The sequence below is a fragment of the Sediminimonas qiaohouensis DSM 21189 genome (assembly GCF_000423645.1).
Classification (GTDB): Bacteria; Pseudomonadota; Alphaproteobacteria; order Rhodobacterales; family Rhodobacteraceae; genus Sediminimonas; species Sediminimonas qiaohouensis.
The window spans coordinates 80,061-96,516 of record NZ_AUIJ01000010.1 but is presented as its reverse complement, the minus strand read 5'-3'; the positions used below and the strand labels follow the sequence as shown (position 1 = coordinate 96,516).

General features: G+C 66.9%; 19 protein-coding genes and 1 riboswitch. Of the genes, 15 read left to right on the top strand and 4 right to left on the bottom strand.

Features of this window, described 5'->3' with window-relative positions; all coding sequences use genetic code 11:
* Nucleotides 1-17: 17 nt before the first annotated feature.
* Nucleotides 18-506, top strand: coding sequence for a GNAT family N-acetyltransferase (locus G568_RS0110295; RefSeq protein WP_245582928.1), 489 nt, complete (start codon nt 18-20; stop codon nt 504-506).
* Nucleotides 506-1,354, top strand: coding sequence for a DMT family transporter (locus tag G568_RS0110290; protein WP_026757956.1), 849 nt, complete (start codon nt 506-508; stop codon nt 1,352-1,354). The genes G568_RS0110295 and G568_RS0110290 overlap by 1 nt, the downstream gene beginning before the upstream one ends.
* Before the next feature lie 206 nt (nt 1,355-1,560).
* On the opposite strand, the gene G568_RS0110285 is transcribed toward G568_RS0110290, so the two are convergent.
* From G568_RS0110285 to G568_RS0110275, 3 genes are read right to left on the bottom strand one after another with little or no spacing between them, the layout of a single operon-like run.
* Nucleotides 1,561-2,166 carry a DNA-3-methyladenine glycosylase I gene (locus tag G568_RS0110285; RefSeq protein ID WP_026757955.1) on the bottom strand — a complete coding sequence of 202 codons (606 nt, stop codon included), beginning with the start codon at nt 2,164-2,166 and terminating at the stop codon, nt 1,561-1,563.
* Nucleotides 2,163-2,456 (bottom strand): YciI family protein, encoded by a 294-nt coding sequence (locus G568_RS0110280; protein ID WP_026757954.1) that lies wholly within the window; start codon nt 2,454-2,456, stop codon nt 2,163-2,165. The genes G568_RS0110285 and G568_RS0110280 overlap by 4 nt, the downstream gene beginning before the upstream one ends.
* Before the next feature lie 24 nt (nt 2,457-2,480).
* The gene (locus tag G568_RS0110275) at nt 2,481-3,062 is read right to left on the bottom strand and encodes a TetR/AcrR family transcriptional regulator (RefSeq protein WP_026757953.1); all 582 of its coding nucleotides are present in this window, start codon (nt 3,060-3,062) and stop codon (nt 2,481-2,483) included.
* 165 nt (nt 3,063-3,227) lie between these two features.
* On the opposite strand from G568_RS0110275, the gene G568_RS0110270 reads away from it, so the two are divergent.
* Nucleotides 3,228-3,575 (top strand): antibiotic biosynthesis monooxygenase family protein, encoded by a 348-nt coding sequence (locus G568_RS0110270; RefSeq protein WP_026757952.1) that lies wholly within the window; start codon nt 3,228-3,230, stop codon nt 3,573-3,575.
* Here the strand turns inward: G568_RS0110270 and G568_RS0110265 are convergent.
* The gene (locus G568_RS0110265; protein WP_026757951.1) at nt 3,572-4,513 is read right to left on the bottom strand and encodes a LysR family transcriptional regulator; all 942 of its coding nucleotides are present in this window, start codon (nt 4,511-4,513) and stop codon (nt 3,572-3,574) included. The two genes, G568_RS0110270 and G568_RS0110265, sit on opposite strands and share 4 nt — an antisense overlap.
* A 116-nt stretch (nt 4,514-4,629) precedes the next feature.
* Between G568_RS0110265 and G568_RS0110260 the strand changes: the two genes are divergently transcribed.
* The 12 genes from G568_RS0110260 to thiS all read left to right on the top strand — a co-directional run bounded on the left by G568_RS0110260 (nt 4,630) and on the right by thiS (nt 16,455).
* Nucleotides 4,630-5,103 carry a TRAP transporter small permease gene (locus G568_RS0110260; RefSeq protein ID WP_026757950.1) on the top strand — a complete coding sequence of 158 codons (474 nt, stop codon included), beginning with the start codon at nt 4,630-4,632 and terminating at the stop codon, nt 5,101-5,103.
* On the top strand, nt 5,100-6,398 hold the full coding sequence (locus tag G568_RS0110255; protein WP_026757949.1) for a TRAP transporter large permease: 1,299 nt from the start codon (nt 5,100-5,102) through the stop codon (nt 6,396-6,398). Before G568_RS0110260 ends, G568_RS0110255 begins: the two co-directional genes overlap by 4 nt.
* Nucleotides 6,399-6,463: 65 nt before the next feature.
* Nucleotides 6,464-7,453, top strand: a complete 990-nt coding sequence (gene dctP / locus G568_RS0110250) for a TRAP transporter substrate-binding protein DctP (RefSeq protein ID WP_026757948.1) — start codon at nt 6,464-6,466, stop codon at nt 7,451-7,453.
* Nucleotides 7,454-7,530: 77 nt separating this feature from the next.
* Nucleotides 7,531-8,631, top strand: a complete 1,101-nt coding sequence (locus tag G568_RS0110245) for an NAD(P)/FAD-dependent oxidoreductase (RefSeq protein WP_026757947.1) — start codon at nt 7,531-7,533, stop codon at nt 8,629-8,631.
* The gene (locus G568_RS0110240) at nt 8,606-8,923 is read left to right on the top strand and encodes a (2Fe-2S)-binding protein (RefSeq protein ID WP_026757946.1); all 318 of its coding nucleotides are present in this window, start codon (nt 8,606-8,608) and stop codon (nt 8,921-8,923) included. The genes G568_RS0110245 and G568_RS0110240 overlap by 26 nt, the downstream gene beginning before the upstream one ends.
* A complete protein-coding gene (locus G568_RS0110235; RefSeq protein WP_026757945.1) occupies nt 8,910-10,301 on the top strand; it encodes an FAD/NAD(P)-dependent oxidoreductase in 1,392 nt (463 codons plus the stop codon). Before G568_RS0110240 ends, G568_RS0110235 begins: the two co-directional genes overlap by 14 nt.
* Before the next feature lie 307 nt (nt 10,302-10,608).
* Nucleotides 10,609-11,334 carry an esterase/lipase family protein gene (locus G568_RS0110230; RefSeq protein ID WP_026757944.1) on the top strand — a complete coding sequence of 242 codons (726 nt, stop codon included), beginning with the start codon at nt 10,609-10,611 and terminating at the stop codon, nt 11,332-11,334.
* Nucleotides 11,331-12,464: an alpha-D-ribose 1-methylphosphonate 5-triphosphate diphosphatase gene (locus tag G568_RS0110225; protein ID WP_026757943.1), complete on the top strand. Its 1,134-nt coding sequence runs from the start codon at nt 11,331-11,333 to the stop codon at nt 12,462-12,464. The genes G568_RS0110230 and G568_RS0110225 overlap by 4 nt, the downstream gene beginning before the upstream one ends.
* Before the next feature lie 269 nt (nt 12,465-12,733).
* Nucleotides 12,734-13,981, top strand: a complete 1,248-nt coding sequence (trpB, locus tag G568_RS0110220; RefSeq protein WP_026757942.1) for a tryptophan synthase subunit beta — start codon at nt 12,734-12,736, stop codon at nt 13,979-13,981.
* Nucleotides 13,982-14,336: 355 nt separating this feature from the next.
* Nucleotides 14,337-14,439, top strand: a riboswitch (TPP riboswitch).
* Nucleotides 14,440-14,492: 53 nt separating this feature from the next.
* Nucleotides 14,493-15,296, top strand: coding sequence for a bifunctional hydroxymethylpyrimidine kinase/phosphomethylpyrimidine kinase (gene thiD, locus G568_RS0110215; RefSeq protein WP_026757941.1), 804 nt, complete (start codon nt 14,493-14,495; stop codon nt 15,294-15,296).
* Nucleotides 15,293-16,261 carry an FAD-dependent oxidoreductase gene (locus G568_RS0110210; RefSeq protein ID WP_026757940.1) on the top strand — a complete coding sequence of 323 codons (969 nt, stop codon included), beginning with the start codon at nt 15,293-15,295 and terminating at the stop codon, nt 16,259-16,261. Before thiD ends, G568_RS0110210 begins: the two co-directional genes overlap by 4 nt.
* Entirely contained in the window at nt 16,258-16,455 is a 198-nt protein-coding gene (gene thiS / locus G568_RS0110205) for a sulfur carrier protein ThiS (protein ID WP_026757939.1), read from the top strand. The genes G568_RS0110210 and thiS overlap by 4 nt, the downstream gene beginning before the upstream one ends.
* The last annotated feature ends 1 nt before the right edge of the window (nt 16,456 follow it).

Here is a 16,456-nt window from a genome sequence, read left to right as displayed (position 1 = left end):
GGCCCGGAGACCCAACCATGCGATCAATGCCCGGCTTCATGCGCGAGATGCGCCGCGGCGAGGAACGTCAGGTCGATGCCCTGCTGCGCCGCGCCTTTGGCGGGCAGGACGAGGCGCGCCTGGTCGCGCGGCTGCGCAAGGCCGGCGCGATCGCCGGCGAAATGGTGATTCCGACCGGGGGGCAGGTGATGGCCTATGCCGCGCTGTCGGCGATGCGGGCACCCAAGGGATGGCTGTGCTTGGCGCCGGTGGCCGTCGACCCAGAGGCGCAGGGGCAGCGGCTGGGAACGCGGCTGGTGGGGATGATCGCCGAGTGGGCCCGCCTGAGCGGGGTTCACGTGGTGGTGTTGGGCGATGTCGAATTCTACCAGCGGGCGGGGTTCAGCGCGGCCCGCGCGGCGCGGCTGAGCACGCCCTATCCGGTCGCGCATACATTGCTGGCCGGTCCCGGCGACGATACCCCGCAAGAGACACTGATTTATCCTGCCGCGTTCGAGGACCCCTGATGCGCCTGTTTTTACTGACCGCCCTGACCATGACCGCGTTTGCCGCCAACTCCATCCTGAACCGGCTGGCACTGTCGGGGGGCGGGATCGACGCGATCAGTTTCGGCACCATCCGGCTGGCTGCCGGGGCGGTGATGCTGGCGGTGCTGTCGCTGCTCCTGCGCGGCGGGCTGCGGTTTGGCGGGGCGGGGCGCGCCGTGGGGGTCGCGGCGCTGGTGGTCTATATCTACGGGTTTTCCACCGCCTACGTGGCGCTTGATGCGGGGCTGGGGGCGCTGATCCTGTTCGGGGTGGTCCAGATCACGATGTTCGCCGGCGCGGTGATCGGGCAAGAGGCGGTGCCGCCGCGGCGCCTGATCGGGGCTGGGCTGGCGCTGGCTGGTCTGGTGTGGCTGCTGTGGCCGGTCGGGCCGGTGCAGGTCAGTGTCCTGCATGGGCTGCTGATGGCGGCGGCTGGCGTGGGCTGGGGTCTATATTCGCTGGCCGGGCGGGGCAGCGGCGATGCCCTGCAGGGGACGGCGGCGAATTTCGTGCTGGCCACCCCGATAGGCGCGGCGCTGAGCCTTGCGATGATGGGGCAGGGGGCGGCCGTGACGGCGCAGGGCGCGGCGCTGGCTGTGCTGTCGGGGGCGGTGACATCGGGGCTGGGATACGCGCTTTGGTATGCCGTTTTGCCACGATTGGCGGCCTCGGCGGCGGGGGCGGCGCAGCTCAGCGTGCCGGTGATCGCGCTGGCGGGCGGGGTGCTGCTGCTGGGCGAAGGGGTGAGCTGGGGCGTGGCGGCGGCCTCGGCCGTGGTGCTGGGAGGTGTGGCGCTGTCGGTGCTACCGGGACGGCGGCGGGGGTGAGGGTGTGCCACTGTGGGGGTTAGGCGTTATATTTCATATAGTTGATGGTTGAAAGGGTATGAAGCGCGCCGGTTGAGCCTGCGGGCGAGCGCATCGATCCCTTGAAGCCCCCGCGCGGTGCCTCAACCGTTCGCCCTGCGCGTTTCGCGCGCGTACCGGGCGGGGGCGGCCACGTATGACCGCCCCCCGCCTTCAGCCGCCAACCGTCATGAGGGGATGGAGGCCCTTTCGCGCGCGCGCTTTGCCTCGGGGCGCAGGACGCAGCCCTCGGCGTGATCGTTGATCAGGCCCATCGCCTGCATGAAGGCAAACACGGTGGTCGGCCCGACGAATTTCCAGCCACGTTTGCGCAGCTCTTTCGACAATGCCTCGGACGCGGGCGAGGTTGAGCGGCTTTGCGGCGCGGCGCCGTCATCCGCGGGCTCGAACCGCCAGAGGTATGCCGCGAGCGAGCCCTCGGTTTCGGCGATCTCACAGGCGCGGCGGGCGTTGTTGATGGTCGCCTCGATCTTGCCGCGATGCCGGACGATGCCCGCATCCGCCAGCAACCGCGCCACGTCCGCCTCGTCGAACTGCGCCACCTTTCGGAAATCGAACCCGGCAAAGGCGGCGCGAAAATTCTCGCGCTTGGCCAGGATCGTGCGCCAGCTCAGGCCCGACTGAAAGCTTTCAAGGCACAGCTTCTCGAACAGGCGTATGTCATCGGTCACCGGGAAGCCCCATTCGCGGTCGTGATAGGCGAAGAACTCGGGCGCGGCGGCGCACCAGGCGCAGCGCGGGCGCCCGTCCGGGCCGGGGACTGTCGCGCTCATGCCCCGGCCTTCACGAAATCGAGGGCGGAGACCGTGCGCTTGGGGTCGATCTCGTGGGTTTCGGCGGTCACGATCCCTTGCGCCACGAACGGGTCGGCGGCGATGCGCGCGTCGTGTGCGGCGCGGCTTTCGCCATGGCCAAGGATCGCACCCCCCGCGCCGGGCAAGAGCGCACCGGCGCAAAGAAAGACGCCATCGGCAAAGCCCTGCGCGATCCAGTCGTTATGCGCCGTCATGTAGTCCGGCGCGGCGGCGCGATTTTCCGCGAATTTCAGGAAGGTGATGAACATCGGTGCTCCTTGGTCATGTTGGGGTCATGTCGGTTGGGAAAGATCCGGGTGCGAGGCGAGCCAGTGTTCGATCCCGGCAACTTCGGCGTGGATGAACGCCTCGTCCCGCAATGCCGCGGCCAGGACTGCCACGCCCTGCGACCACGCCAGAAGATGCAGCGCCAGCGCGCCGGCCCGGTCGGCCGCGCCAAGCGCCCGGAATTGCGCGGTGAGCCAGTCGCGGAAGAGGCCAAATATGTCGGCCGCCCGGCCCTGTGCCGCGTGGTCCAGCTTGGCCAGTTCGGAACACAGCGTGCCGACCGGGCAGCCGTAGGCCATGATGCTGGTGCGGTTGGTGATCAGTATCCGGATGAAGCACACGATACGTTCGCGCGGGCCTTCGCTGGCGTCCTGCCAAGCGTCGAGCATGGCGCGCGTCCGTTCCATCCGGCGCGCGATGACGGCATCGAGTATGTCGTCCTTGGTCTTGAAATGATGATAGAAATTCCCGCGCGAGATGCCCACGGCGGCGGCGATGTCGGCAAAAGAGGTGGCCTCAAATCCGCCTTGGTAGAAAAGGGCATCCGCCTTTTCGACGATAATATCCCGGGTGGAGTGTGTGGGCATGGGTATGGGCCAGTGTCGCGGGTGGTTTGAGGTGAGATTAGGACAGTTGTCCTATCGCGTCAACGGGACGCTGCGCGGCTTCGGGCGACCCCGAAGGCAGGCGATACCGTTGTTTTGCGTCCGTTTGTATGCTCCAAACAGCCAAACAACGAGGGTGGCGATACCATGAGCGAGCGATTTGCCAAGGCACCGAACGATCATCATTACGCGGTCATCTTCAGCAGCCAGCTTGCCGATGATGATGATGGCTACGCCGAGATGGGCGACAAGATGTTTGAGTTGGCCCTGCAGCAGCCAGGCTGTTTCGGCGCCGAGAGCGCCCGCGACGAGACGGGCTTCGGGATCACCGTTTCATATTGGGACAGCGAGGAAAGCATCGCCCGGTGGAAGGAAGATGCCAGGCACCTGGTCGCGCAGCGCATGGGAATTGAGCGCTGGTACACCCATTACGAGCTGCGCATAGCTAGGGTCGATCGCGCCTATTCCGGCCCGCGCGGCAGGTCCGTCGGCTAGGGTGCGCCGCTGCTGATCGCGGTGGCCATCGTTGTCTGCATCTCGCGGATCGACTGCTCAAGATGCGCCGAGAGCGCCTGCGTCGTGAGCGACCTGGTGGCGTATCCGGGCGTCAGGATCGACACGCTGTTGCTGATCAGGGGGCGGAAGCGGCGCACGACAAGGTTGTCGTCGACGCGGCCCTGGACGATGTAGCTGTAGGCGGTGATCATGTCGCAGATCATGTGGCACACCCCGGCCGAGACGAATTGCAGCCCCGGAAGCGATGTGCGCAGCTCGACCCGCTTTTTCAGGGTGCAGCCGGCCTGTTCGAACACGGAGGCGGTTTGCATCGTGGTCGCGTGGTTCTCGAAAAGCACGGCCATCGGCCGGCCGTCGAGGTCCTGGGGCACGATTTCATCGAGCTGGGCAAGCGGGTCGTCGGCGCGCAGGACGCAGACGCATTCAAGGTCGAAATCGGTCTGGTCGATCGAGGCGCGGGGGATCGGCGTTTCGGAAAAGCCCAGATCGTATTGCTGCGACGCGATCATGTCCTCGATCACGCTTGAGGAGCGCATGATAAGCTCGACATCCAAATCGTCCTTCCCGGCGAGGAAATCGGTCAACAGCCGCGGCATAAATAGCCCCGATGCGGCCGGGTGACAGGCGATCCGCAGCTTGCCGGCCTCTAGCGCGCGGATCTGGCTGATGGTGCGTTCGGTGCGTTCCAGCCGATCGAGGATCGCCTCGCATTCCTCGAGGAAAAAATGCGCCTCGGGCGTCGGCGTCAGCTTGCCATGCTCGCGGGTGAACAGGCTGAAGCCCAGCTCCTCTTCGAGGGTGGAGATCATCGAGCTGACCGCCGGTTGGGTGCGCATCACCGTGCGCGCGGCCTGTGAGATGGATCCGCTGCGCATGACCTCGCGGAAGGTTGCGATCTGGCGAAGGGAAATATTCATGGCGCCCCCATAAGGCTAATTTATCAAGTTAAAGATATTTTGAAATTGATTTTATAAGCCCTGTCCAGTGAAATCACCCCCAACCGGCGCTTTCGTGGCACCGGACGGGAGGATTGATGGACACGTTTTCGAAATACCTGCTGACGGGGCTGATCTGTCTCGTGGCGCTGGGCCAGTTCGTGCAGGTGATCACCCGCTACGTCCTGCAGATCCCGGTGATGGGGCTTGAGGAGACTATGCTGTACCCGACGATATGGCTGTATGTTCTGGGCGCGGTGAACGCCTCGCGCGAGGATACGCATATCCGCGCGAATGTCCTTGAGATCGCGATCAAGACGCCGCGGGGGCACACGATCCTTGCGATCGTGGGCGAGGTGATCAGCCTTGCCGTCGGTCTGTGGCTGTTTGTCTGGGCGTGGGAGTTCACAGGCTACGCATGGCGTGTCTGGAAGGAAAGCCCGACGCTTTATATCCCGACGTTTTATTCCGACGTGGCGCTGGTGATCGGGCTGGGCCTGATGATGCTTTACACGGCGGCGCACCTGGTTCGTCACATCAAGGCCTTGCGCGGCACTGGAGCCCCCAAATGATCGAGATCGCGCTTTTGGCCATCGCCGTTCTGGTGATCACGCTGACGCTTGGTGTGCCGTTGCCCTACTGTTTCGGCGGGGCGCTGATGGTGATGTATTTCCTTGGCGGCGTGACCATGAAGGGCATGATGCTGTGGGGCGTGCAACAGCTTGGCAATCCCGTGCTGTTGGCGATCCCGCTGTTCGTGCTGGCGGGGACGATCATGTCGGCCAGTGGTATCGCGGCCAGTTTGCTGCGGTTCGTCAACGCGTTCATCGGGCATGTGCGCGGCGGGCTGGGCGTGGTGGCGGCGGTGTCCTGCGCGATCATCGGGGCGATTTCCGGCTCGGGCCTGACCGGTATCGCGGCGATTGGCCCGCTGTTGATCCCGGAAATGGAAAAGCGCGGCTACCCGCGGGCCTATGCCACGGCGCTGATTGCCAATTCGTCGATCCTGGGCCTGCTCATTCCGCCATCGGTCACGATGATCGTCTATGGCTGGGTGACCGACACCTCGATACTGGCCTGTTTCCTGGCGACGCTTGGGCCCGGCCTGCTGATCATGTTCAATTTCTCGGCCATGAACCTGTGGATGAGCCGCAAGTTCAACCTAGTCCTTGATGACAAGCCCAGCTTTTCCGAACTGACAAGCAAGGTCGCGCGCAACGGGTTCAACGCGACGCCTGCGCTGCTGATGCCGATCATCATCCTTGGCGGTATCTATGGCGGGATCATGACCCCGACCGAGGCCGCCGCGATTTCGGTCATCTACGCGGTGCCGGTGGGCTTTTTCATCTATCGCGGGCTGACATGGGACAGTTTCCTATACGCCGGGAAAGAGGCGGCAACGGCGGTGGGCGCGATCATGCTGATGATCCTGTTCTCGATGATCCTGAGCCAGATGTTCGTCTACGAGGCGATCCCGCAGAAAATGGTCAGCGCCATTTTCCAGGTGACCGAGAACAAGGTTTTGCTGCTGATTTTCATCAACATCCTGCTGTTTCTCGTGGGCATGGTGGTGAACGACGTCACCGCCATCATCCTGATTGCGCCGCTGTTGCTGCCGCTGATGCAGGCGATCGGGGTCAGCCCGGTGCAGTTCGCCGCGATCATGGGGGTCAACACGGCGATGGGCGGGGTGACGCCGCCCTATGCCTCGATCCTCTATCTCGGCGCGCGCATCGGCAACGTGAAGGTGACCAAGGTCATTCCGCCAGCGATGATCCTGATCCTGACCGGGTATGTGCCGGTCGTGTTCCTGACATCGCTTTGGCCGGATCTGTCGCTCTTTTTGCCGCGTTTGTTCGGCTACTGAGCGCATCCAAAACCAACCAAGAGACCAACCAACCAAGAAACCAACCAACCGAGAGGAGAAAGACAATGAAACACCTTTTGACCAGCACCGCGGCCGCGGCCCTTGTCGCCATCGGGAGCATGGCCGGCGCGGCCGACCTGAAGATGAGCCATGTGCGCCCGCAAGATGCGACTATCGACAAGGAATTGCGCGCCTTTTCCGAACAGGTGGCCGATGCGACGGGCGGCGACGTGTCGATCAACGTCTTTCCCGCCTCCGCGCTTGGCGATTACACCACTGTGCAGGAGCGCGTAAGCGTCGGCGCCATCGACATGGCGACGCAACCGGCCGCCACCGGCGCCGAGCGGCGGATGCAGATCAGCTCGTTCCCCTATCTCGCGAACAACTGGGACGAGGCGCGGCAAATCTACGGCCCCGACGGCGTTGTGCGCGAGGTGATGGCCGGGCTTTACGCCGAGCAGGGCATCACCATGCTGGCCGCGTACCCGGTGTATTTCGGGGGCATATCGCTCAATACCGATCCCGTCTCGCCCGGCTCGGTCGAGGACAAGGGGATCAAGGTGCGCGTGCCCGGCATCAAGTCGTTCCAGCTTACCGGCGAGGCGCTGGGCTATATCCCGTCGCCGATCCCGTTTTCCGAGGCGTTCACCGCGATCCAAACCGGCGTTGTTGATGGCGTGATCGGGTCGGGCGCCGAAGGCTACTATGCCTCGTTTCGCGATGTGACCAAGGCCTACATCCCCGCCAACACCCATTTCGAGGTTTGGTACATGATCGTCTCGGACGAGTCGCTGGCGGCGCTGGATGAGGACGACCAGGCGGCGCTGAAGGCTGCGGCGAAGGATTTCGAGGCAACCCGCTGGACCGTGGCGGAAGAGGATCAGGGCAAGTGGGAGCAACGCCTTGCCGATGAGCTGGACGCCAATGTCGTGGACCTGAGCGATGCGCAGCTTGAGGCGATGGCCGAAAAGGTCCGGGCCGATGTGTGGCCGGTCGTGCTTGAGGATGTCGGCGCCGAATGGGGCCAGGGGATCCTCGACAAGCTTGGCAAGTAACGCGCGCGCCTCGTGTGGGGGCGGCGCGCGGCGCGGCCCCTGCACAAGGCAGATCAGGCAAGGGAAAGGGCAGAGCGATGCAGGCGGACTATGCCATCATCGGCGGCGGCGTTGTTGGCCTGTCCATCGCGTGGGGCCTTCTGACACGCGGAAAGCGCGTTATCGTCGTGGATGGCGGCGACGGGGCTTTTCGGGCCAGCCGGGGAAATTTCGGGCTGGTCTGGGTGCAGTCCAAGGGCATGGAACAGCCGCGCTATGCGCGCTGGTCACAGCAATCGGCGGGCATCTGGGCAGAGTTTGCCGATACGCTGGGCGACGAGACGGGGCACCATGCGGCGCTTGAGCAAAAGGGCGGGTATGATCTGCATTTCTCGGAAGAGACGTTGCAGGCGACCGCCCGGAAATACGAGGCGTTGAAGGCCGAGTTGGGCGGCGATTATCCCTATGATGTGCTGGGTCACAATGCCCTGCGCAAGGAAGAGCCGCATATCGGGCCCAAGGTGGTCGGCGCGATCCTGCATCACCAGGATGGGCATGTGAATCCGCTGCGCCTGCTGATGGCGCTGGCCGCCGGGGTGCGGCAACGGGGCGGCGTTGTCCTGAACGGGAAAACCGTGACCGGGGTGACGAAGCCGGACGGGTTTTGCGTGCGCTGCTCGGACGGGGCCGAGGTGCGCGCCGAAAAGCTGATCCTGGCGGCGGGGCTTGGCGCGGCGGCGCTTGGTCCGATGCTGGGCTTCAGGGCGCCGGTGCGGCCGCAACGCGGGCAGGTCCTGATCACCGAGAAGCTGCCGAAGATGATCAACCGCCCGTCGCTTATTGCGCGGCAGGTGGACGAGGGCGGCATCCAGATCGGCGCGACCAACGAAGAGGTCGGGCACGATGACGGCGTCACGCAACCCGGTCTTTCGGGGCTGGCGGCTGAGGCGATCGCCGCCTATCCGGCGCTGGCGCGGGCGCAGCTTGTGCGCAGTTGGGGCGCGCTGCGGGTTCTGACGCCCGATGGCTTGCCGATCTACCAGGAAAGCCGCGAGATGCCGGGCGCCTTCCTGGTTACCTGTCACAGTGGCATCACGCTTGCCGCCGCGCATGCCCGCCTGTTGCCCGATTGGCTTGAACGGACGGACGCGGCCCCGGACCTGGAGGTGTTCAGTGAAGACCGTTTCGCCGTTTCTTGAGCTGGAAGAGAAGCCCCGCGTCGGGGTCACGTTCGAGGGGGAGCGGTTCGAGCTGCCCGAGGGCGAGAACCTTGCCGCATCGTTGCTTGCGGCTGGGGTGCGGGTGTTTCGCCGCACGCCCGTCTCAGACGCGCCGCGTGCGCCGTTTTGCATGATGGGCGCCTGTTTCGACTGCCTTGTCGAGATCGACGGCGTGGTGCGGCAGGCCTGCATGATCGACGTGGTGGACGAGCTTGAGATCGTGCGCCCTGGCGCTGAGGCGGCGAAGGGGACGGACGATGCAGCGAAGTGACGTGGTGGTCATCGGCGCGGGACCTGCCGGCATGGCCGCCGCCGCGACCGCGGCGGGGCACGGCGCGTCGGTTACGGTGCTGGACGAGCAAAGCCGCCCCGGCGGGCAGATCTACCGCGACGTGGATCGGGCCGGGCCGGCGCGCGCCGCGATCCTGGGCCGCGATTACCTGCATGGTGCGCGCCTTAGCGGTGAATTGCGCGCGGCGGGGATCACGCACATAGACGGCGCCGAGGTCTGGGCGATCGAGGGGCAGGGCCGCGTCAGCTACACCCGGCGTGGGTGCGCCGCGCAGATCGAGGCGGGGCGGCTGATCCTTGCGACCGGGGCGCTTGAACGGCCGATGCCGGTGCCGGGCTGGACCCTGCCGGGGGTGATGACCGCCGGGGCGGGGCAGATCCTTTTGAAGCAATCGGGCGTGCTGGCGCGGCGGGCGGTGCTGGTGGGGTGCGGGCCGCTCTTGTATCTCGTGGCGGCGCAGATGGTGCGGGCGGGCACGCCGCCTGTTGCCCTGATCGAGACGCAGACGCGGCATGACCTTACCGGCGCTGCCCGGCATATGGGCGGCGCGCTACGCGGCTGGCGGCACCTGGCCAAGGGGTTGAGGTTGCTAGCGGAAATACGGCGCGCAGGAGTTCCGCGCTATACCGGGGCGCGCGGGATCGAGATCGAGGGCACGGACCGCGCCCAGGCTGTGATCTGCCAAAGCGGGGGCAAGACGCACCGCATCGCCTGCGACACGGTCTTGCTGCATCACGGTGTGGTTCCGAACACGCAGGCGGCGCGGTCCATCGGGGTGCGGCATCGCTGGGATGCGGCGCAGCATTGCTTTGCGCCGGTGCTGGACACGTGGGGCGGGGCCGAGGGGGCGGAGGCCCTGATCGCCGGCGACGGGGCCGGGATCGGCGGCGCCGTGGTGGCAGAGCTGTCGGGGCGGATTGCTGCGCTCAGGGCGGTGGAGCAGCTTGGCCGGATAACGGAAGGTGAGCGCGACAGGCTGGCGGCGCCGCTTCTGCGCGCGCGCGGTCGCGAACGCGCGGTGCGCCCCTTTCTTGACGCGGCTTATCCGCCCTTTGCCGAGGCGCTTGCGCCCGCCGACAGCACCATCATCTGCCGCTGCGAAGAGGTCACCGCCGGGGACATACGCGGCTATGCGCGTCTTGGATGCCTTGGCCCAAACCAGGCCAAGGCGTTCGGGCGGCCCGGCATGGGGCCGTGCCAAGGGCGGTATTGCGGCCTGTCGGTGACCGGGCTGCTGGCGCAGGCTAACGGGCAGACCCCGGATGAGACGGGGTATATGCGCGTGCGCCCGCCGCTCAAGCCGGTGACGCTGGGCGCGTTGGCGCAGATGGATGGCACCGGGGACGGCGCCCGGTAGGCGGCGCGCGGTGCCCGACCGCCGGGTGGGCGCAGCAACGGGTGTGGATTGCGCTTTATGCCGGCCAAATACCTCCTAGCTATCAATCATTTGGTACGCCTGCAAAAGCGTCCGCCCGAGGGGGCGGTCGGGCGCTGCGCGGCGGCGCTACGCGCCTCTATTCCGCGCAGGGGGAGTGGCGATAACCGTTTCTTGTTCCTTGAGTGGCCCGTGAGCCATAGTGTCACAGGATCGTTGTGCGCCCGGGGTATGGCGCGCGCCGCCATTGCCCCTTTCGCGCTGCGGGCAAACACCCTATTTGAACGCCATGAAATGGATCCTTGCCCTGTTGATGTTCTGGCCCGCCGTGGCGGCGGCGGATTGCGTTGTGTTGCTGCATGGGCTGGCGCGCACGCAGGCGTCTTTCCTGCTGATGGAGGAGGTGTTGGAGCGCAAGGGCTACCGCGTGGTGCGGCCCGGCTACCCCTCGACCGAGGCGACGATCGCAAGCCTTGCCGCCGACGTATTGCCGCGTGCGGTGGCGCGCTGCGGGGGCGAACGCACGCATATCGTGACGCATTCGATGGGCGGGATCCTGACGCGCTATTGGCTGGTTGGAAGCCGGCCCGGGGCGCTGGGCCGGGTGGTGATGCTGGCGCCGCCGAACCAGGGGGCCGAACTGGTGGACGAGTTGGGCGATCTGGAGGCGTTCGCGTGGCTGAACGGGCCGGCGGGGCAGCAGCTTGGGACCGGCGCGCGGGGGCTGCCTGCGCATTTGCCGCCCGTCGATTTCGAGTTGGGCGTGATCGCGGGAAACCGATCAATCAGCCCCGTCTTCTCGGCCATGATCGAGGGGCCGGACGATGGCAAGGTGTCGGTCGCCTCGACCCGGGTGGAGGGGATGGCCGATCATATCGTGCTGCCGGTGACGCATACGTTCATGATGAACAGCCCGCTGGTGATCGCGCAGGTCGAGCGGTTCCTGCGCACGGGCGCGTTCGATCACGATCTGAGCTACGGGGAGGCGGTGATGGAGCTGCCGGACCAGAGATGAGCGTGGCGTTGACACTGACTGGGGCGCGGGTGCTGTGGCCCGATGGCCTGCGGGCGGGGGCGCTGGCGCTGGCGGACGGGGTGATCGCCGAGGCGCCGCAGGGGCGCGCGGTGGACTTGCCCGGCTGCACCGTGCTGCCGGGGATCGTGGATATGCACGGCGACGGGTTCGAACGGCACCTTGCGCCGCGCCGGGGGGCGGTGCGCGATTTGGGCGCGGGACTGGCCGCCGTTGAGGCGGAACTGGCGGCATGCGGCATCACCACCGCCGTTCTGGCGCAATTCTGGAGCTGGGAGGGCGGCATGCGCGGCCCCGAGTTCGCGCAAAGGTTCCTTGAGGCGCTGGAGCACTACGAGGCGGTCGGCACCGACATGCGCGCGCAGCTACGGTTCGAGACGCATATGCTGGATGATTACGGCGCCTTCGCGGATGCGGTGGAGCGGTACGGGGTGGGGTACGTGGTGTTCAACGATCACCTGCCGCATGACGCGCTGGACCGGGGCAAGCGGCCGCCGCGCCTTACGGGGCAGGCGCTCAAGGGTGGGCGCAGCCCCGAGGCGCATCTGGGGCTGCTGCGCGCGCTGCATGCGCAGGGGGGCGCGGTGCCCGCCGCGCTGGATGCGCTGGCGGCTGGGCTTGGGGCGGCGGGTGTGCGGATGGGTAGTCATGACGACCGCACTGGTGCGGCGCGCGCGGCGTGGCAGGCGCGCGGTGTGGACGTGGCCGAGTTTCCCGAAACCGAAGAGGCCGCGCGCGCGGCGCGGTCGGCGGGCGATGCGATCGTGCTGGGCGCGCCCAACGTGGTGCGGGGCGGCTCGCATACCGGGCGGGTCAGCGCCGGGGAGTTGGTGGCGGCGGGGCTGTGCGATGCGCTGGCGTCGGATTACCATTACCCGGCGCCGTTGCAGGCAGCGCGCGCACTGGCCGGGCAGGTCGGCTGGCCCGAGGCATGGGCGCTGGTGTCGTCCGGTCCGGCACGGGCGCTGGGCCTGCAGGACCGCGGCGCGCTGAGACCCGGATTGCGGGCCGATTTGGTGGTGCTGGACCCGGCCGGGCGCGTCGGGCTGACGATGGCCGGCGGGCGCATCACCCACGCCAGCGGCGAAGTGGCGCAGCGGTTGCTGGGGTAGGGGAGGCTGGCCCCGCCCGAATAGCGCCGACAGGCGCCGGGCGAGCGCCTGCCCGTTCCGGCGGGCTGGCGCTTTGGAGGTGTGGCGCTGCCGTTGATAGCGTGGAGGTGCGTGGCGCGATAAAGTGACCAGCTCATTCGTTGCGGCGCCATCCGACGGACAGGCACGTGCCCGGCTTGTGCGGGCGGCATCAAAAACCGCTGGAAAAACGCCTGTGCACCCCATATTCACGTCAAAGCCAGATCAGTGTGACCCGAAGGGGGCGAGCCATGTCCAACGACCTATTCAATAGCTTCATGACCGGCCCGGACGAAAAGGGCCGCTTCGGCGACTTCGGCGGGCGGTTCGTGTCCGAGACCCTGATGCCGCTGATCCTGTCTTTGGAAGAGCATTACGAGGCGGCTAAGACCGACCCGTCGTTCTGGGCCGAGATGGATGATCTGTGGACGCATTACGTGGGCCGGCCCAGCCCGCTTTATTACGCCGCGCGGATGACCGAGCATTTCGGCGGCGCCAAGATCTACCTCAAGCGCGACGAGCTGAACCATACCGGCGCGCACAAGATCAACAACGTGCTGGGGCAGATCCTGCTGGCGCGGCGGATGGGCAAGAAGCGCATCATCGCCGAGACCGGCGCCGGGCAGCACGGCGTGGCGACAGCCACGGTCTGCGCCAAGTTCGGGTTGAAATGCGTGGTCTACATGGGCGCGCATGACGTCGAGCGGCAGGCGCCAAACGTGTTCCGCATGCGCCTTTTGGGTGCCGAGGTGGTGCCGGTGACATCGGGGCGCGGCACGCTGAAGGACGCGATGAACGACGCGCTGCGCGACTGGGTGACCAACGTGCATGACACGTTCTATTGCATTGGCACGGTGGCGGGGCCGCATCCCTATCCGGCGATGGTGCGCGATTTCCAGTCAGTGATCGGCAAGGAGGTGCGCTGGCAACTGGCCGAGCAGGAGGGCGAGGGCCGCCTGCCCGACACGGTGATAGCGGCGATCGGCGGCGGCTCGAACGCGATGGGGCTGTTCTTTCCGTTCCTTGACGACAAATCGGTGAACATCATCGGGGTCGAGGCCGGCGGCAAGGGCGTGAACGCGAAGATGGAGCATTGCGCGTCGCTGACCGGGGGGCGTCCGGGGGTCCTGCATGGCAACCGCACGTACCTGTTGCAGGACGATGACGGCCAGATCCTGGAAGGATTCAGCATCTCCGCAGGTCTGGATTATCCGGGCATCGGGCCCGAGCATAGCTGGCTGCACGATACCGGCCGGGCCGAATACGTGTCGATCACCGATGCCGAGGCGCTGGAGGCGTTCCAGCTGTCTTGCGCGCTGGAGGGGATCATACCGGCGCTGGAGCCGTGCCACGCGCTGGCCCATGTCGCCAAGATCGCGCCCAATCTGCCGGCCGATCATATCCTGGTAATGAACATGTGCGGGCGCGGCGACAAGGACATCTACACCGTCGCTCGGCACCTGGGCTTCGACATGGAAGGCGCCCCCGAGGGGCGCTGAGCGTTCGGATCTATTCGAGAAGTGGGTGCGCTGGCTTTGATCGGCCCTTTGGCCACAGCGCCCTGCGCGGAATAGCGCCCGCAGGGCGCCGCGCATCGCCGGGCCGTCCGTCGCCCCGAAGGGGCGCCACCCTTCATCGGCGCGCCTCTGGCGTGACGGCACGGCGATTTGGCTGGGCTGGGCGCATTGCTCTGCGCTTATTCGAATTTGGCGGGCATAAAGTGCCCCACACCAGCGCAGGATCGCCGCACCGCGGCCCGTCGATGCGCGGCTTGTCGACCGCTCGTGCAGGGGTCGCAATAGGCCCATGCACAGGATGCGGTTGCAGGCTCCGTGCACATCCGTTACCGTTTCGTCAAATCCGTTGGGGTGCCCTTACCGGGGCTGAGAGGCGCATGCGCCAACCCATCGAACCTGATCCGGGCAATACCGGCGTAGGGAACGGAGCTTGAGCGCGCATATCGCCCGCTTTCTTTGTCCTCTTTGCCGTTGCCCGCAACCGGAGGAGGACATGGGAAACATTTCCAGAATACTCGTGATCGCAGGATCCGACAGTGGCGGTGGCGCCGGTATCCAGGCGGATATCAAGGCGGCCTCGGCGCTCGGCGTGTATGCCGCGACTGCGATCACCGCGATCACGGCGCAGAACACAACCGGCGTTCAGGCCGCCCGGATGCTGCCGCCTGGCCTTGTGTCGGCGCAGATCGCGTCGGTCCTGGCCGATATCGAGGTGGACGCGGTCAAAATCGGGATGTTGGGCGATGCCGGCATCATCGAGGCCGTGGCCGAGGCGCTGTCGGGCTACGAAGGGCCGATCGTGCTGGACCCGGTGATGGTTGCCAAGTCGGGCGATGCGCTTCTGGCCGATGACGCGGTGGCGGCGCTTGCGCGCACCCTTGTGCCGCGCGCGACGATCCTGACCCCCAACCTGCCCGAGGCGGCGCGGCTGCTGAGGCGCGAGGAGGCGGACACGCCGGGCGCTGTCGAGGCGCAAGGCAGCGCGCTGCGCGATTTGGGCGCGCGGGCGGTTTTGATGAAGGGCGGACACGCGGCGGGGCCGGTTTGCCGCGATGCGCTGATAAGCGCGGCAGGCACGGCGGTGTTCGAGGCGCCCCGGCTAAGCACGCGCAACACCCACGGCACCGGCTGTTCGCTATCGTCGGCGATCGCGGCGGAACTGGCCAAGGGCGCGGCGCCGCAGGATGCCGTGGGCCGCGCGCATGGCTGGCTGCACGGGGCGATCGCGGCGGCGGATGCGCTTGGCGTGGGGCGCGGGCATGGCCCGGTGCATCATTTTCACGAGGTTTGGACATGAATATTGACGCGACCATCCTGGGCGCCGGGGTTGCGGGGCTGTCTGTCGCGGCGGAGCTATCGGCGCGGGGGGCGCGCGTGCGCCTCATCGACCCGGAGGGCGCACCGGGACCGCTGGCGTGTTCGTGGTGGGCCGCGGGGATGCTGGCGCCCTTGTGCGAGGGCGAGACGGCGGAAGAGCCGGTTGTGCGCCTTGGCCGCGAGGCGGCGGCGTGGTGGCAGGCGGCGGGCGCGGCGGTGACGCAGGCGGGAACGCTGGTTGTGGCACTGGACCGCGACCGCGGCGAGCTTGACCGGTTCGCGCGGCGCACCGGGGGGCACGAGACGCTTGACCGCGCGGGGGTTGGCGCGCTTGAGCCGGAGCTGCCTGACAGGTTTGCCAGCGCGCTGCATTTTGCCAGCGAGGCGCATATGGACCCGCGCGCCGCGCTTGAGACGCTACAACGGACCCTGGCTGCGCGCGGTGTGCGGATCGAGCGCGCGACCCCGCCGCAGGGCCAGATAATCGACTGTCGTGGCCTTGCCGCCCGCGACCGGCTGCCGGGCCTGCGCGGGGTGCGGGGCGAGATGGCGATTCTACGCGCGCCGGGCGTCGGCATCAACCGCACCGTGCGCCTGCTGCATCCGCGACATCCGCTTTATATCGTGCCGCGCGGTGATGGCATCTACATGCTGGGTGCCACCCAGATCGAAAGCGAAGGGCGCGGCCCGGCGAGCTTGCGTTCGGTGGTGGAGCTCTTGAACGCGGCCTATGCGCTGCATCCCGGGCTGGCCGAGGCGCAGGTGCTTGAGATCGGCGCCGATGCCCGGCCCGCCTTTGCCGACAACCTGCCGCGCATCGTTCGGCAGGAGGATCGCATTCATGTCAACGGCCTGTTTCGGCACGGTTATCTGCTGGCGCCCGCGCTGGCGCGGATGACGGCGGATTGGGTGCTTGAGGGGAATACATCGGAGTTTTTGCAATGAGGATTACCGTCAACGGAGAGAGCAGCCAGATCGCGGCGGAAAAGCTGGCGGCGGCGCTGGACGAGCTGGGCTATGGCGCGGCGCGGGTTGCCACGGCGGTGAACGGGGAATTCGTGCCCGCCGCCATGCGCGCTGATCATGCGCTTTGCGAGGGTGACCGGCTGGAGATTCTGGCACCAAGGCAGGGGGGGTAGA

Bases quoted from the DNA above. Each gene is read 5' to 3' on its own strand.
- G568_RS0110295 (WP_245582928.1), top strand. From the start codon at position 18: ATGCGATCAATGCCCGGCTTCATGCGCGAGATGCGCCGCGGCGAGGAA.
- G568_RS0110290 (WP_026757956.1), top strand. From the start codon at position 506: ATGCGCCTGTTTTTACTGACCGCCCTGACCATGACCGCGTTTGCCGCC.
- G568_RS0110285 (WP_026757955.1), bottom strand. From the start codon at position 2,166: ATGAGCGCGACAGTCCCCGGCCCGGACGGGCGCCCGCGCTGCGCCTGG.
- G568_RS0110280 (WP_026757954.1), bottom strand. From the start codon at position 2,456: ATGTTCATCACCTTCCTGAAATTCGCGGAAAATCGCGCCGCCGCGCCG.
- G568_RS0110275 (WP_026757953.1), bottom strand. From the start codon at position 3,062: ATGCCCACACACTCCACCCGGGATATTATCGTCGAAAAGGCGGATGCC.
- G568_RS0110270 (WP_026757952.1), top strand. From the start codon at position 3,228: ATGAGCGAGCGATTTGCCAAGGCACCGAACGATCATCATTACGCGGTC.
- G568_RS0110265 (WP_026757951.1), bottom strand. From the start codon at position 4,513: ATGAATATTTCCCTTCGCCAGATCGCAACCTTCCGCGAGGTCATGCGC.
- G568_RS0110260 (WP_026757950.1), top strand. From the start codon at position 4,630: ATGGACACGTTTTCGAAATACCTGCTGACGGGGCTGATCTGTCTCGTG.
- G568_RS0110255 (WP_026757949.1), top strand. From the start codon at position 5,100: ATGATCGAGATCGCGCTTTTGGCCATCGCCGTTCTGGTGATCACGCTG.
- dctP (WP_026757948.1), top strand. From the start codon at position 6,464: ATGAAACACCTTTTGACCAGCACCGCGGCCGCGGCCCTTGTCGCCATC.
- G568_RS0110245 (WP_026757947.1), top strand. From the start codon at position 7,531: ATGCAGGCGGACTATGCCATCATCGGCGGCGGCGTTGTTGGCCTGTCC.
- G568_RS0110235 (WP_026757945.1), top strand. From the start codon at position 8,910: ATGCAGCGAAGTGACGTGGTGGTCATCGGCGCGGGACCTGCCGGCATG.
- G568_RS0110230 (WP_026757944.1), top strand. From the start codon at position 10,609: ATGAAATGGATCCTTGCCCTGTTGATGTTCTGGCCCGCCGTGGCGGCG.
- G568_RS0110225 (WP_026757943.1), top strand. From the start codon at position 11,331: ATGAGCGTGGCGTTGACACTGACTGGGGCGCGGGTGCTGTGGCCCGAT.
- trpB (WP_026757942.1), top strand. From the start codon at position 12,734: ATGTCCAACGACCTATTCAATAGCTTCATGACCGGCCCGGACGAAAAG.
- thiD (WP_026757941.1), top strand. From the start codon at position 14,493: ATGGGAAACATTTCCAGAATACTCGTGATCGCAGGATCCGACAGTGGC.
- G568_RS0110210 (WP_026757940.1), top strand. From the start codon at position 15,293: ATGAATATTGACGCGACCATCCTGGGCGCCGGGGTTGCGGGGCTGTCT.
- thiS (WP_026757939.1), top strand. From the start codon at position 16,258: ATGAGGATTACCGTCAACGGAGAGAGCAGCCAGATCGCGGCGGAAAAG.